The sequence below is a fragment of the Joostella atrarenae genome (assembly GCF_021764745.1).
GTDB classification, from domain to species: Bacteria; Bacteroidota; Bacteroidia; order Flavobacteriales; family Flavobacteriaceae; genus Galbibacter; species Galbibacter atrarenae.
Genome location: NZ_JAETXX010000001.1, coordinates 221,572 through 236,597 on the forward strand (window position 1 = coordinate 221,572; position 15,026 = coordinate 236,597).

14 protein-coding genes and 1 tRNA gene are annotated in these 15,026 nt (G+C 34.2%); 4 read left to right on the plus strand and 11 right to left on the minus strand.

Translation table 11 applies throughout. The features are described 5' to 3' along the window. Positions 1–58 precede the first annotated feature (58 nt). The 3 genes from asnS to JM658_RS00930 all read left to right on the plus strand — a co-directional run bounded on the left by asnS (position 59) and on the right by JM658_RS00930 (position 3,652). The gene (gene asnS / locus JM658_RS00920; protein WP_236957349.1) at positions 59–1,492 is read left to right on the plus strand and encodes an asparagine--tRNA ligase; all 1,434 of its coding nucleotides are present in this window, start codon (positions 59–61) and stop codon (positions 1,490–1,492) included. Positions 1,493–1,583: 91 nt separating this feature from the next. Then, positions 1,584–3,047 (plus strand): RNA polymerase factor sigma-54, encoded by a 1,464-nt coding sequence (rpoN, locus tag JM658_RS00925; protein ID WP_236957350.1) that lies wholly within the window; start codon positions 1,584–1,586, stop codon positions 3,045–3,047. After that, positions 3,047–3,652, plus strand: a complete 606-nt coding sequence (locus JM658_RS00930; protein WP_236957351.1) for a hypothetical protein — start codon at positions 3,047–3,049, stop codon at positions 3,650–3,652. Before rpoN ends, JM658_RS00930 begins: the two co-directional genes overlap by 1 nt. On the opposite strand, the gene JM658_RS00935 is transcribed toward JM658_RS00930, so the two are convergent. From JM658_RS00935 to JM658_RS00975, 9 genes are all read right to left on the minus strand, one after another. Beyond that, positions 3,647–4,342, minus strand: coding sequence for a porin family protein (locus JM658_RS00935; protein ID WP_236957352.1), 696 nt, complete (start codon positions 4,340–4,342; stop codon positions 3,647–3,649). The genes JM658_RS00930 and JM658_RS00935 overlap by 6 nt on opposite strands. 104 nt (positions 4,343–4,446) lie before the next feature. After that, a complete protein-coding gene (locus tag JM658_RS00940) occupies positions 4,447–4,929 on the minus strand; it encodes an ExbD/TolR family protein (protein ID WP_236957353.1) in 483 nt (160 codons plus the stop codon). A 20-nt stretch (positions 4,930–4,949) separates the two neighbouring features. Beyond that, positions 4,950–5,570, minus strand: coding sequence for an ExbD/TolR family protein (locus JM658_RS00945; RefSeq protein WP_236957354.1), 621 nt, complete (start codon positions 5,568–5,570; stop codon positions 4,950–4,952). 18 nt (positions 5,571–5,588) lie between these two features. Then, entirely contained in the window at positions 5,589–6,008 is a 420-nt protein-coding gene (locus tag JM658_RS00950; protein ID WP_236957355.1) for a hypothetical protein, read from the minus strand. Positions 6,009–6,032: 24 nt separating this feature from the next. Next, positions 6,033–6,833: a MotA/TolQ/ExbB proton channel family protein gene (locus JM658_RS00955; RefSeq protein ID WP_236957356.1), complete on the minus strand. Its 801-nt coding sequence runs from the start codon at positions 6,831–6,833 to the stop codon at positions 6,033–6,035. A 76-nt stretch (positions 6,834–6,909) separates the two neighbouring features. Further along, positions 6,910–6,997, minus strand: a tRNA-Ser gene (locus JM658_RS00960). A 70-nt stretch (positions 6,998–7,067) separates the two neighbouring features. Further along, complete coding sequence (locus JM658_RS00965) at positions 7,068–8,087, minus strand: asparaginase (RefSeq protein ID WP_236957357.1); 1,020 nt, start codon at positions 8,085–8,087, stop codon at positions 7,068–7,070. Then, positions 8,077–9,216, minus strand: a complete 1,140-nt coding sequence (locus JM658_RS00970) for a 1-acyl-sn-glycerol-3-phosphate acyltransferase (protein WP_236957358.1) — start codon at positions 9,214–9,216, stop codon at positions 8,077–8,079. Before JM658_RS00970 ends, JM658_RS00965 begins: the two co-directional genes overlap by 11 nt. Positions 9,217–9,276: 60 nt before the next feature. Then, complete coding sequence (locus JM658_RS00975; protein WP_236957359.1) at positions 9,277–10,044, minus strand: TatD family hydrolase; 768 nt, start codon at positions 10,042–10,044, stop codon at positions 9,277–9,279. A gap of 52 nt (positions 10,045–10,096) precedes the next feature. On the opposite strand from JM658_RS00975, the gene JM658_RS00980 reads away from it, so the two are divergent. Continuing rightward, on the plus strand, positions 10,097–10,537 hold the full coding sequence (locus JM658_RS00980) for a retropepsin-like aspartic protease family protein (RefSeq protein WP_236957360.1): 441 nt from the start codon (positions 10,097–10,099) through the stop codon (positions 10,535–10,537). A 335-nt stretch (positions 10,538–10,872) separates the two neighbouring features. Here the strand turns inward: JM658_RS00980 and odhB are convergent, their stop codons facing one another. Beyond that, positions 10,873–12,096: a 2-oxoglutarate dehydrogenase complex dihydrolipoyllysine-residue succinyltransferase gene (odhB, locus tag JM658_RS00985; RefSeq protein ID WP_236957361.1), complete on the minus strand. Its 1,224-nt coding sequence runs from the start codon at positions 12,094–12,096 to the stop codon at positions 10,873–10,875. A gap of 52 nt (positions 12,097–12,148) precedes the next feature. After that, complete coding sequence (locus JM658_RS00990) at positions 12,149–14,962, minus strand: 2-oxoglutarate dehydrogenase E1 component (RefSeq protein ID WP_236957362.1); 2,814 nt, start codon at positions 14,960–14,962, stop codon at positions 12,149–12,151. Positions 14,963–15,026 lie beyond the last annotated feature (64 nt).

The window sequence follows — 15,026 nt, forward strand, 5'->3', positions numbered from 1 at the left end:
GTTTATATGTAGCTTTAAAATTTTATCTTTGCTTCCTCACTTATTGAAGTAACTCATAATGAAATTAGATAGTATAAAAGAACTACTTGGAGGAGACAAACTTCTTCAAGAGGTGAACGTTAAAGGATGGATCCGTACTTTTAGAAGTAATCGTTTTATTGCTTTGAATGATGGTTCTACGATTAACAACATACAATGTGTTGTTGATTTTGAAAACACTTCAGAAAAAATCCTTAAAGAAATCAATACTGGAGCTGCCGTAAGTATCACTGGTACTCTGGTAGAAAGCCAAGGTAAAGGTCAGAATGTAGAGATTCAAGTAAAAGACATCTCTATATTAGGGCAAGCAAATCCAGATGAATATCCTATTCAACCAAAAAAGCACTCTTTAGAATTTCTTAGAGAAAAAGCACACCTTAGAGTACGTACAAGCACTTTTAGCGCTATAATGAGGGTTCGATCTGCACTTTCTTTTGCTGTTCACCAATACTTTAATCAGAATGGATTTTATTATGTTAATACACCAATAATTACAGGTTCTGATGCTGAAGGTGCTGGAGAGATGTTTAGAGTTTCTTCTTTAGATCCTAAAAACCCACCACTTACAGAAGACAACGAGATAAACTATAAAGAAGATTTCTTCGGAAAGGAAACAAATCTTACCGTTTCTGGGCAACTAGAAGCAGAGACATATGCTATGGGATTAGGGAAAGTATATACTTTTGGACCTACCTTTAGAGCAGAAAACTCCAATACTTCTAGACATTTAGCGGAATTTTGGATGATTGAGCCAGAAGTTGCCTTTCTAGATTTAGACGGAAATATGGACTTGGCTGAAGACTTTATAAAGTATGTTATTAAATATGCTTTAGACAATTGCAAAGAAGATCTTGAGTTTTTAGAAGAAAGATTACTAAACGAAGAAAAAACTAAACCACAGGCAGAAAGAAGCGAAATGAAGCTCACAGAAAAACTTCATTTTGTTCTAGATAATAACTTTAAAAGAGTTAGCTATACAGAGGCTATAGATATTTTAAAGAACTGCAAACCTAATAAGAAGAAGAAATTCAATTATATTATTGAAGAATGGGGAGCAGATTTACAAAGTGAGCACGAGCGTTACCTTGTAGAAAAGCATTTTAAAACTCCAGTGATATTATTTGATTATCCAGCGGACATAAAAGCTTTTTACATGAGAGCTAATGAAGATGGTAAGACGGTAAGAGCTATGGATATTCTTTTCCCTGGTATAGGTGAAATTGTTGGTGGAGCTCAAAGAGAAGAGCGCTACGACGTGCTTATGGAAAAGGTAAAAGCCATGGGAATCGATGAAAAAGAACTATGGTGGTACTTAGATCTTAGAAAATTTGGTACTGCAACTCACAGTGGTTTCGGTTTAGGTTTTGAGAGATTAGTGCTCTTTGCTACTGGAATGACTAACATAAGAGACGTTATTCCTTTCCCAAGAACGCCACAAAGTGCAGAATTTTAGAATAAATTAACACTATACAGTAATAAAACTAGCTTGTGAAGCCATTTCATAAAGCTAGTTTTTTTATTTTTATATAAAGGTTACAAGACATATGCTTAAACAGCACTTACAATTTAAATTATCGCAAAAATTATCGCCGCAACAGATACAGTTAATGAAACTGATACAGTTGCCGACACAAGCTTTTGAGCAACGCTTAAAACAAGAGCTTGAGGAAAATCCTGCCTTAGAAAACGGTAAGGATGATACTACTGATTATGATAATGACGATATCGATAACTCTACTCAAGAAGATGATTATGATAGTGAGTCTATAAATGCTGAAGACATAAATGTTGATGAATATCTTAGTGATGATGAAGTACCTGAATATAGACTACAAGCTAACAACTACAGCAGTGACGATGAAGATAAATCTGTGCCTTATGCAGCGGGAACATCTTTTCACCAACATCTTATAAATCAACTAAACACCTTTAGATTGAATGACGACCAAAGAGATATCGCTGAATTTCTTGTTGGAAGTGTTGATGAAAGTGGATACATAAGAAGATCTGTTCCAGATATTGTAGATGATTTAGCCTTTACCCAAAATGTTTTTACTGAAGAAAGTGAGGTAGAAAAAATATTTCAAGTAGTACAACAGTTAGATCCTGCTGGAGTCTGTGCAAGGGACTTACAGGAATGTTTGCTTATACAACTTGACAGGAAAGAACCCACCAAGAGCATAGAACTTGCGTATGAGATATTAGATAAATCTTTTGAGCAATTCACTAAGAAACACTACAGCAAGCTTATACAGAAATACGATATTACTGAAGAGGAATTAAGAGATGCCATTCATGAGATAGAACGGCTAAATCCTAAACCTGGCGGTTCGTATGCTGGTAATAACAGAATTGTAGAGCATGTAATTCCCGATTTTACAATTAAAATTATTGATGGGGAGCTGGACCTTTCTTTAAATGGAAGAAATGCTCCAGAGCTACACGTATCTCGTGAGTATAATAACATGCTTAAAGGATATAAAGACACCAAAGCAAAATCTAAGTCGCAAAAGGACGCCGTACAGTTTATAAAACAAAAATTAGATGCGGCAAAATGGTTTATAGATGCTATAAAACAAAGGCAAGAGACACTATATGTCACCATGAACTGCATTATGCATTACCAAGAGGAATATTTTTTAACTGGGGACGAGCGTAAACTTAGACCCATGATTTTAAAAGATATTGCCGACACAATTGGAATGGATGTCTCTACAGTCTCTCGAGTTGCAAACAGTAAGTATGTTGACACTCCTTATGGAACAAAATTGATTAAAGAATTCTTTTCTGAATCAATGAAAAATGATGAAGGAGAAGACGTATCTACGAGAGAAATAAAGAAAATATTAGAAACGGTAATCAATGAAGAGGATAAAAGAAAACCTCTAACAGATGATAAACTTGCTGCAATATTGAAAGAAAAGGGATACCCAATAGCTAGAAGAACTGTAGCAAAATATAGAGAACAACTTAACATCTCTGTTGCCCGCTTAAGAAAAGAAATTTAATGCGATTATTCTCAAAGTTAATTAGCCACATCTTTAATCCTATTTTCTTACCGCTAGCAGGTACGATACTGTATTTCCTTATATCACCAAAATACAACCCGCCAGAAGCCAGAAAATTAATTCTTTTAGCAATACTAATTATCACCGTAGTAATACCATTTATATTCTTTTTACTATTAAAAAACTTAGGATGGATAACTACAAATAGTCTGAGCAACGTAAAAGAAAGGAAAGTGCCGCTCTATTTATGTATTATATTAATTTATATAACGTTAAAAAAAGTAGCTACAATAAATTTTTCGATAGAACTTTACTTCTTCTTTATTGGAATTTTGGGAGCACTTATAAGCTGTTTAATTATGGTTTACTTCAATTTTAAAGCAAGTATGCATATGATAGGAATTAGCGGCTTAGCGACGTTTATTTTAGGCCTATCTTTTCATTATGAAATCAACATTACTTTTGGCATTGCATTATTAATCTTGTTGCTGGGAACAATAGCTACCGCACGACTCTATTTAAAGTCTCATAATTATGCTGAAATAATGGTTGGAATGTTTTTAGGAGTTGTTACCCAGTTCTTAACTTTTGGGTACTGGTTATAATATATAAAATATTAATCCTGCTTTAAATATTTTTGGAGCTACAGGCTCACCATCGATAGTATATATATCATCTTCAAATACATTGGTAAGATCATATTGCGCATAGAAATTCCACGTATTATATCCGAAACTAATATAGATTCCGTATTGCAAGTCTCTTATATCCTTATTTGAAAATTTGATTGTCTCATCGTCTGTAATAAACTTAGAATTTCCAGAAATTAAATAAGACAACTTAACCCCACCATATATTCGCCAAAAACGATAATCTTCTGCTCTTGAAGAACGCCAACGAAATTCAATTGGGATTTCTACAAAACTCATAGAAAGCTTATTTCTGTTATAAGAAACATCATCAGGCACTTTTTGATACGTAATAGTGCCATCTGCTTCTTCTGTAGCTAATAAATCACTATAAATAGCATTAAAAGATAATCCGGCACCAATACCTAACCCAATATTTCTTCTCCTATTAATTGGTAAGTCTTTAATAAAACCTCCAATAATTCCATAAGAGAAACTGCTTTGGCCTATATCGCTAGGCGCTTGTGTTAGCAAGTTATAATTAATACCGAAATAAAACTGGTCTTCAAAATACTTTTCATCTGCTTCTACCACTACAAGAGAATCTTGTTGCGCCCAAAGCAATGAGTTAAAGCATAATAAAAAGAAGAAAATAATTCTTTTCAATGAAGTCAGTTTTAATAATTTATAAAAGTAATTAAAATAAAAAACGCTTCATATCCAATTGGAAAGAAGCGTTTTTTAAATATAAGTTTAACCGAAATGGATTATTACTTTAAGTTTTGAAAAGCACTACCACCTTTGGTAGTATAGTTAATTTTTAATGCATTAACTTTTCTCAATTCTTGTTTAATATCCGAAACGAGTCCCATATTGGTTTCGTTATCAACTTTCAAAGCAGTTGTAAGTACGTTTTGCAACTCCTCACGCTTTGAAGCTCTTTCAGCAAGTACATAGTTAGCTACCTCAGAAACATCAGCAAATTTATCATTCAATTGAATTTTTGCTGCTGTTCCAAATTTCTCTTGGTAACGTTGACTAGGTTTACCTGCATAGATATAAATTACCCTGTCTTTTTTATCAAGCTTTTGAACTTGATCAGCATAAGGCAATTCATTTTTAACCATAAGAGAACTATCTTTCATTGTGGTAACGGTCATGAAGAAAAATAACAACATGAAAACGATATCCGGCAATGATGCGGTTGAAACCGCAGGTAAATCCCCTTTCTTTTTCTTTGTGAATTTTGCCATAATAGCTTGTACTAATTTAATTAGTTATTTTTTGGTTCAGCCTCAGATAATTTTTGAGGATACATTTTCTGAATACGCTCTAACTTAGGCTTAAGCTCATCTTTAATAGCATCTGAAGTTTTAGGATCTAAATAAGTATCATTCATTTCCGTAAAATCTCTACCATAAAGTCTTTGCGCTTCTCTGTTTCTCAACTCATTATAAGCAGCTACCAATTCATTCTGTACTGCTATATACGTCCCATATTCAGTTAATCTATCATTCTGTAAAGAAATAATAGCTTTACTTGGGTGATCTGAAGACTCAGGATTTTTTGCTCCTTTACAATAGTCGCAAGGCTCTCCTTTCTCTCCTGTTCCTCCACCGTTATCCAAAAATTTTACAGCAGCTTCGCGAAGGTTTTTAAGGTCCATCACTTCTTCTTCAACAAGTAAGTCGTTGTTTTTATTAACAACTACCGTAAAGATATTTTTCTGCTTAATAATTGGCGGATTTTCTGGCGGCTCTATTGGTGGCAACTTACGATCTAATCCTGCATCTGTTTCTATAGTTGTTGTTACCAAGAAAAAGATCAGAAGTAGGAAAGCGATATCTGCCATTGAACCTGCGTTAACTTCAGGCGGTGCTCCTCTTCTTGCCATTTTATATTGTTTTTATTGTTATTGTTTCTTAAATCCTCCTACTACCATTGCTAGTATAGCTAGTACAGCCAATATATAGAAAGTCCATAAACCTGCATCAACAGCTTTAACAGTCCCTTCTGTAACATCGATTCCTCTATCTGCCATTTGTTGTAGATTTACATCTGATCCATTAGCAAATACGAAGTAACTAACTAGTACGATTACAGCAAAAGCAGCAACAGAAATTAATGCTTTCTTCAATTTATCTGCATCAGATGCTAGACCTACTATTGAAAAAATAAATGTAATTCCAGCAACAATAACAGTTAACCATATTCCTAGATTAATCATTATACCGATAAAACCTTCGTTGTCGTCATTTTGCGCTATAAGAACCCACAGCACTAATCCGATCACACTAAGTATTATCGCTAATATTTTAGCTATTTTATACATATCATTAATTATATTAAGTGCTTATTATTTTTTGTGATCTACCAACATGTCTACTAAGATGATTGAAGCATCTTCCATGCTGTTAACTATACTATCAATTTTAGCGATAATGTAGTTGTAAAAAATCTGAAGTATAATAGCCACAATAAGACCAAATACTGTTGTTAATAAGGCAACTTGAATATCTCCTGCAATAAGAGATGCATCTAGTCCACCAGCAGCACTAATTTTTTCGAAGGCCTGAATCATCCCGATTACAGTACCCATAAATCCTAACATCGGCGCAATTGCGATGAATAGAGATAACCAAGAAACGTTTTTCTCTAATTGACCCATTTGTACACCACCATAAGCTACAACAGCTTTTTCAGCAGCATCAACTCCTTCGTCAACTCTGTCTAAACCTTGATAATAAATAGATGCAATAGGACCTCTTGTGTTTCTACAAACTTCCTTAGCAGCTTCTACTCCTCCAGACGCTAATGCATCTTCTACTTTCTGAGTAAGCTTTTTAGTGTTTGTAGTTGCCATGTTCAAGAATATAATTCTTTCGATAGCCACAGCTAATCCTAAGATTAAACATAAAAGTACAATACCCATGAAGCCTGCGCCCCCTTGGATAAATTTTTCTTTAAGGACTTGTTGGAATCCTTTTGACTCAGCTGCAGGAGCTTCATCTTGTACTAGTGCTGTTGAAGCATCATCAATAGCAACAATTTCTGAGATTTGATCAGCCACAACTGGAGTTAAATCCTTTGCGTTGGCAGTTGTTGCATTAAAAGCCAATAATCCGGCAATCGCCAGCATAGAGAATAGTCTTTTCATTTCTTCTAAACTTAAATTTGTTCGTTAATAGGGTTAAAGATAAAAAAAAAATGTTATTAAACATTAAAAACTACAGCAGAGAGGAAGGGATTCGAACCCTCGATACGCTTTTGACGTATACACACTTTCCAGGCGTGCGCCTTCGACCACTCGGCCACCTCTCTATATTTCATATAGCTTTAGACTGCCAAATAACGAATTTTTTTTTAGTTGTTAAAATTTATGCCGTTAATTTTAAGACATTTCACCTCTTAAAGGTGTTTCATATATGGTTTTGAACACTTTACGTTGAATATTATTCCCCATAAGATACATTAATTTTGTGATTGCAGCTTCGGTTGTTACATCTTTTCCACTAATTACACCTACTTTTCGTAAGTGAGAACTCGTTTCATACTGTCCCATTATTACACTTCCACCGGAACATTGCGTTACATTCACAATTATCTTACCTGATTTTATGGCCTTTTCTAATAATTCTTCGAACCATTTTTCAGTAGGAGCATTTCCAGCCCCATAAGTTTCTAATATAATAGCCTTTGTATTTGGATTGCATAACAAACAGTTTAATGTACTCTCTGTAATCCCAGGAAATAATTTTACCAAAGCTATATTTACATCCATTTCTTTATGGATCTTCAATTTTTTACGCGTTGGCTTCAACAAATATTCATAATTAACCTTTAAATGAACACCACTTTCCGCCAATGGTGGATAATTTAAAGAAGCAAATGCCTGAAAATGCTCCGCATTTATTTTTGTTGTTCTATTTGCTCTGTATAATTTATATTCAAAATAAAGACAAACCTCTCTAATAACCGCACTATTATTTTTTCTCAATGATGCAATCTGAATAGAAGTTATTAAATTCTCTTTTGCATCGGTACGTAAATCTCCAATTGGAAGTTGAGATCCCGTAAAAATAACTGGTTTTGAAAGATTTTCTAACATAAAGCTTAAAGCAGATGCTGTATAACTCATCGTATCACTTCCATGAAGCACTACAAATCCGTCATAATCTTCGTATCGCTCTTCAACAATCTCCACAATATGAACCCATGAACTCGGATTCATATTTGAGGAATCTATAGGCTCATCAAAAGAAACTGTATTTATATTACAATCTAAAAGGGAAAGCTCTGGGATGCTCTTTAATAATTTATCAAAATTAAAAGCATGCAAAGCACCAGTGGCAGAATCTTTAACCATACCAATAGTTCCTCCTGTATAAATAAGTAATATTCTAGCCTGCAATCGCTTTATGTTTTAAATGATTCGTAACAGGATTAGCATACATGCTTAAAAAATTTTGTAATTCAATTTCATTCGCTGCCTGCACCCTGCGTTTTATACGTCTATTAAATTGTCGCTTTTCTTTGTCTGTATATTTAGATTCAAATCTTGTAGTATTATTAAGCATATCATACGCTAAATAATTAGAAGGCCACAATTTATAATTTAGATGTATTTTTTCATCAATAATATCTGCTAACATCTGAAACTGCTTATTATTAGGCTCTCCGCTATCTCTAATAAGGTCTAATTCATCAGAAAGAACATCGCCAGCAGTAATTTGAATACGTTTTTTCTTTCCAGTAACTCCTTTTAATATACTATTAAAATCTTCATTACTAGATTTCACATACTCAATCTCCTTATGTTTCGCCATTAATTCTGGCATTTTCCAGATATCTGTTGGATCGTATTCGTAAGAAATGGCTATTGGAACAATTTTTAATTTCTTAAAATAATCCATCACATCAGCTTCATCACTAGCTAATGCTAACATCTTCAATACTCCCTGCTGTGTCTGATCATCTCCATTTTTAGTACGCCCTTCTCTTTGCGCAATCCAAACAGATCTTTTTTCCTGCTGAAGTAAATCTCCAATATAGGAAGATACCAACTTAGAACTCTTAAGCATTTCCCTTGGTGACAAACCCCTCTTGATTAAAAAATTTCTATTCAATCGAGATAAAGCCATTAAAAATGGTTTTTTAACAAGGTTATCACCAATTGCAGACGCCGTCATCACCAAATCATGCTCGTACAAAGCGACATTCAATAAAGATGTGTCAAGAATAATATCCCTATGATTACAAACAAACAAGTACGACTCATTTGGATCTAATTTATCAAAACCGGAAGTAAAAAAACCTTCAGAGCTCTTTTCGAGCACCATACGGACACTATTATATATTATCTTAGTTTGGAAATCTCTTATAGAATGACAACTCTTTGCTATCTCCATAATTTCATCTACTTCCTTATCTGGAAACGTAAATTGAAGCATAGCAAGCACCATGGGATGCTTCATGAATTGCAGTAAAGCATCATTTACTTCGGTATCATAATAAGGTCTTATATCGTCTATCGTTATCACTCGATTCTAAGTTTAATGGCAAAAAAACAAAATTTAGTTTACTTTAACTTTAAAAGCTTGTTAAACTCCAAATACTTCTTTAGAGTTATTAGTCGTAGTTGTTACGATTTCTTCCAAAGAACTACCGTAAACATCTACTAATTTTCCAGCTACTTGTGTTAAATAAGAACTTTCATTTCGTTTCCCTCTATATGGAGTAGGCGCTAAATAAGGCGCATCGGTTTCTAAAACTATTTCTGAAAGAGGAATTTCATTTAAAAAAGTATCTATTTTTCCATTTTTAAATGTTACCACACCGCCAATACCAAGTTTCATATTATAAGAAACTGCCTGTTTTGCCTGCTCTAATGTTCCCGTAAAACAATGAAAAATACCATAAAGATTATCTCCCTTTTCACTTTCCAAAACTTCAAAAACCTCATCAAAAGCATCTCGACAATGAATAACTATAGGAAGTTTATATTTTTTCGCCAACTGAATTTGATGCTTAAAAGCTGCTTGCTGTTCTTTTAAAAAAGTTTTATCCCAATAAAGATCTATTCCTATTTCTCCAATAGCATAAAAACTTCTTTTCGCCAGCAACTCTTCAATATGAGCTAACTCCTCTTTATAGTTGTCTTTTACATGAGTTGGATGCAATCCTGTCATTAAAAAAACATTTTCAGGATAGCTAGCCTCTAACTTTAACATCGCTTCTGTATATGTAGAATCTATTGCAGGCACAAAAAAACGTTCTATTCCTGCATCCATCGCTCTTTTAATCATCTCATCACGATCATCATCAAAAGCCTCACTGTATAAATGTGTATGTGTATCTGTAAAAACCATGCTGCAAAAATAATAGTTTAAACGGCTATATTTGCATAAAACTAAAGAGATAATGCAAAGCCTAAAAAAATTATTATTACTGAAGGGATATATTAAAACCCCGCTAACACTCACTAAAACAAATCATTTTGAAGTTGTAGCTAAAATTAACGGTGTTACTGGAAGGTTTATCCTAGATACAGGAGCGTCAAACACCTGTATTGGCTTTGACTGTATTGAACATTTTAACCTGAAAACAGAGGATTCTGAAGTTAAAGCTGCTGGTGCTGGCGCCACTAATATGCTAACACAAGTTTCTAAAAAGAATGTTTTAGAGATTGAAAGCTGGAAACGGAAAAAGCTTAAAATTGTTCTTTTTGATCTTACCCATGTAAATTCTGCTCTTACAGTTCATAACTCACTTCCTGTGCACGGCATCATTGGAGCTGATGTTCTTAAAAGAGCTAAAGCTGTGATCGACTACAATAAAAAGACGCTTTATTTAAAACCTTAAATATCCTAATCCATTTAACTAATTTTCCTGTAAGTTACCCTCTTTAAAAAGGGGGAATTTCCTGTTGATTTGACACTATATTATATAGACATTTACACAAATCAACAATCGGGGCCATGAAGACAGACATTAACTACCAAATTAGCAAAAACTCAAACGACATTCATTTAGCGGTTATAATTATTGCTCTTGCAATGATTACATTTCTTCTGAATATATTTTTGGTTTTATCTATTTAATAATCCTATACATATATTAGCCAACCAAAACCAAAAAAACGCCCGAACTAAATTTCAGTTCGGGCGTTTCCTATTTTATAAGTTATTTTTAAAATACTATAACTCTAAAGCCTTCTTAACATTTCCATCCATCAATAACTCTTCAGGACTTTCTAATGCTTCTTTTATTGCTACTAAGAATCCAACAGACTCTTTACCATCAATAATACGGTGGTCATAAGACAATGCAACATACATTATTGGCGCAATTGCAATAGCTCCATCTCTAGCGATTGGACGCTCTACAATATTATGCATTCCAAGAATAGCACTTTGTGGCGGATTGATTATTGGTGTTGATAACATAGAACCAAAAACTCCTCCGTTGGTTATTGTAAAAGTTCCACCAGTCATTTCATCTACTGTAATTTCACCTTCACGAGCTCTGATCGCTAATCTTTTCACCTCAGCTTCTACACCTCTAAAACTTAAGTTCTCTGCATTTCTAATTACAGGAACCATTAATCCTTTTGGTCCAGATACTGCGATACTAATATCACAGAAATCGTAGCTTATCATTTCCTTACCGTCAATCATTGAATTAACAGAAGGATACATTTTTAATGCACGTACTACTGCCAATGTAAAGAAACTCATAAACCCAAGTCCTACTCCGTGCTTAGATTTAAATTCTTCTTTATACTGCTTACGCAATTCGAAGATAGGATTCATATCCACCTCGTTGAAAGTAGTTAGCATTGCTGTTTCGTTTTTCACAGAAACTAAACGCTCTGCTACTTTACGTCTCAACATTGATAATTTTTTACGCTCAGTACCACGACTTCCAGTACTTGGAGTTCCCATAGAAGGCGTTGCTTTTACAGCATCGTCTTTAGTTATACGTCCGTCTTTACCTGTACCTTTAACTTCTTTAGGATCTACTCCTTTTTCAGCAAGTACTTTTTTTGCAGCTGGACTTGCAGTACCAGTTGCATATGTTTCTTTTTTCTCCGGTGCTTTTTCAGCTGGAGCTGCTTCTTTTTTAGGTTCTTCTTTAGCTACTTTTTCTTCTTTTGGAGCATCATCTCCTCCAGCAGGTTTTTCAGCAGAAGTATCTATTAAGCATACAATTGCTCCTACAGCTACTGCATCCCCTTCTTCCGCTTTTAGTGTAATAATCCCACTAGCTTCCGCTGGCAATTCTAAGGTAGCCTTGTCAGAATCTACTTCAGCAATTGCTTGATCTTTTTCAACATAATCTCCATCTTCAACCAACCATTCTGCGATCTCTACTTCTGTTATCGATTCCCCAGGAGAGGGAACTTTCATTTCTAAAACCATTATTCTTCTATTTAGTTTTATATTTTATTGTCTTGTTATTATAAATATACTCTTATTTAGCTTTACGTTGCATATTGTCTTTGGATTTATCAAAAACATATTCAATTACTTGCTGATGTCTACGCTTAGAACGTGTTGCACTACCTGCTGCTGGAGCTGCATAGAAACGTCTTGAAGCTACTCTAAAAGTTCTAGCCTCTTCAAAATGTAATAATAAATGACTCCAAGCACCCATGTTTCTTGGCTCTTCTTGTGCCCAAACCACTTCCTCTGCATTACTATATTTATCCATTATCTTACGCATTTCTGTAGATGGCAATGGAAATAATTGCTCTAGCCTTACTAAAGCCACATCATCTCTACTTTCTTTTTCTTTAGCATCTAATAAATCATAATAGAATTTACCTGTACAGAATACTAAAGTTTTCACCTTTTTAACTTCGGCTTCAGCGTCATCAATAACGGTTTGGAAGCTTCCATTTACAAATTCATCTACTGAAGAAACCACTTTAGGATGTCTCAATAAACTTTTAGGAGTAAAGACGATTAAAGGTTTTCTATAATCAGCCTTCATCTGCTTTCTTAATAGGTGAAATAAATTGGCAGGTGTAGTAACATCAACAACAAACATATTGTCTTTTGCACACAACTGTAAGTAACGCTCCATTCTTGCAGAAGAATGCTCCGCTCCCTGACCTTCATAACCATGAGGAAGCAACATTACTAATCCATTTTGGATTTTCCATTTATCTTCAGCAGCAGAAATATATTGGTCGATCATTATCTGAGCACCATTACTAAAATCTCCAAACTGAGCCTCCCATATTGTTAAAGTATTTGGACTCGCCATGGCATAACCATAATCAAATCCAACCACTCCATATTCTGAAAGAAGTGAATTGTAAACATCAAAATGTCCATTTTGATTGTCTTTTAACTCATTTAGTAATACTATTTCCTCTTCAGACTCTTCTACTTTTATTACTGCATGACGGTGAGAAAAAGTACCTCTCTCTACATCTTGCCCAGACATACGCACATTAAAGCCTTCTTCTAAAAGAGTTCCATACGCTAATAACTCTCCCATTGCCCAATCAAGCTTGTCTGTATCAAAGAACATTTTATTACGCTCTTTTATCAGCTTCTCGATTTTACGCATGAATTTTTTATCCTTCGGAAGGTTTGTTATCTTCTCTGCAATCTGAGTCAATTTATCTTTTGGATAACTAGTATCTATAGACTCCATCATTCTATCTTCCAAGCAAGGGTTAAAACCTTTCCACTCATCTTCCATAAATGGAGTAATCACGGTTTTATCTTCCTTACGAGAATCTTCAAGCTCTTCTTCCAAAGAAGCCTTATAATCATCCTCTAATTTCTTAACATAAGAATCGTCTATAACGCCTTCTTTCTTTAATTTATCAGCATAGATATTACGAGGATTATCGTGCTGAGAAATTGCCTTATATAATTTAGGTTGTGTAAACCTAGGCTCATCTCCTTCATTATGACCATACTTTCTATATCCAAGAAGATCTATAAAAACATCTCTTCCGAATTTCATACGGTAATCTAAAGCAAAATTCACTGCATGAACAACAGCCTCTGCATCATCTGCATTTACATGAAGTACTGGCGAAAGAGTTACTTTTCCTACATCAGTACAATAAGTTGACGACCTTCCGTCTAAATAATTTGTAGTAAATCCTATCTGATTATTAACTACAATATGTATTGTTCCTCCAGTTTTATAACCATCTAATAGCGCCATTTGCACCAACTCATAAGCAAGTCCTTGCCCCGCGATTGCTGCATCTCCATGAACTACAATTGGTAAAACCTTAGAGAAATCGTCTTGATAATGTGTATCTTGTTTTGCTCTTGTAATTCCTTCTACAACTGCTCCCACAGTTTCTAAGTGAGAAGGGTTTGGAGCAATATTCATGTTTATTTTCTTACCACTATTTGTTTTTCGATCACTCGTCCAACCTAAGTGGTATTTAACATCTCCATCAAAAATATCTAGCTCATAATCTTTACCATCAAACTCACTAAATATATCTTTTGCTGACTTTCCAAATATATTTGTCAATACATTCAACCTACCACGGTGAGCCATTCCCATCACAAACTGTTGAACGCCCATATCCGCAGCCTTTTCTACTAATGCATCTAAGGCAGGAATTAATGATTCATTTCCCTCTAAAGAGAAACGCTTTTGACCTACATATTTAGTATGTAAAAAATTCTCAAAAGAAATAGCCTCATTTAATTTACGAAGAATATTCTTTTTAGAATCATCATCAAATTTAGGATGGTTGTCATTAACATTCAACCACTCTTGAATCCATTGCTTACGCTCTGGATTACGAATGTACATATATTCAATCCCGATTGCATCACAGTAAATAGACTCTAAATGATCTATGATTTCCTGCAATGTAGATGCTCCAATTCCTAGAATATCTCCAGCATTGAAAACGGTATTTAAATCTGATTTTTCTAATCCAAAATTATCGATTGCTAATGTAGGGGAATACTTTCGGCGTTCTCTTACAGGATTTGTTTTGGTAAACAAATGTCCTCTGCTTCGATAACCATCTATAAGACGTACAACTTGAAATTCTTTATATACATCTTGAGGAATATCAATCTTTTCTCCTGTACTAGGATTTTTGACTGAAACAGTATCATTTTCTGAAATGGCTTCTCCGCCTTCTGAATCTGAACTTTCTATTCCGAAATCAAAACCTTGAAAGAAAGCTCTCCAACTTGGTTCTACACTATCCGGATTAATTAAGTATTGATCGTATAAATCCGCAAAAAAAGCGGTATTTGCCGCATTTAAAAAGGAATATTTATCCATGTTTTCTTTTCAATGTCTCTAATTAGACAAAATTTATACAAAAGTACAATATTTGAGAAAATTG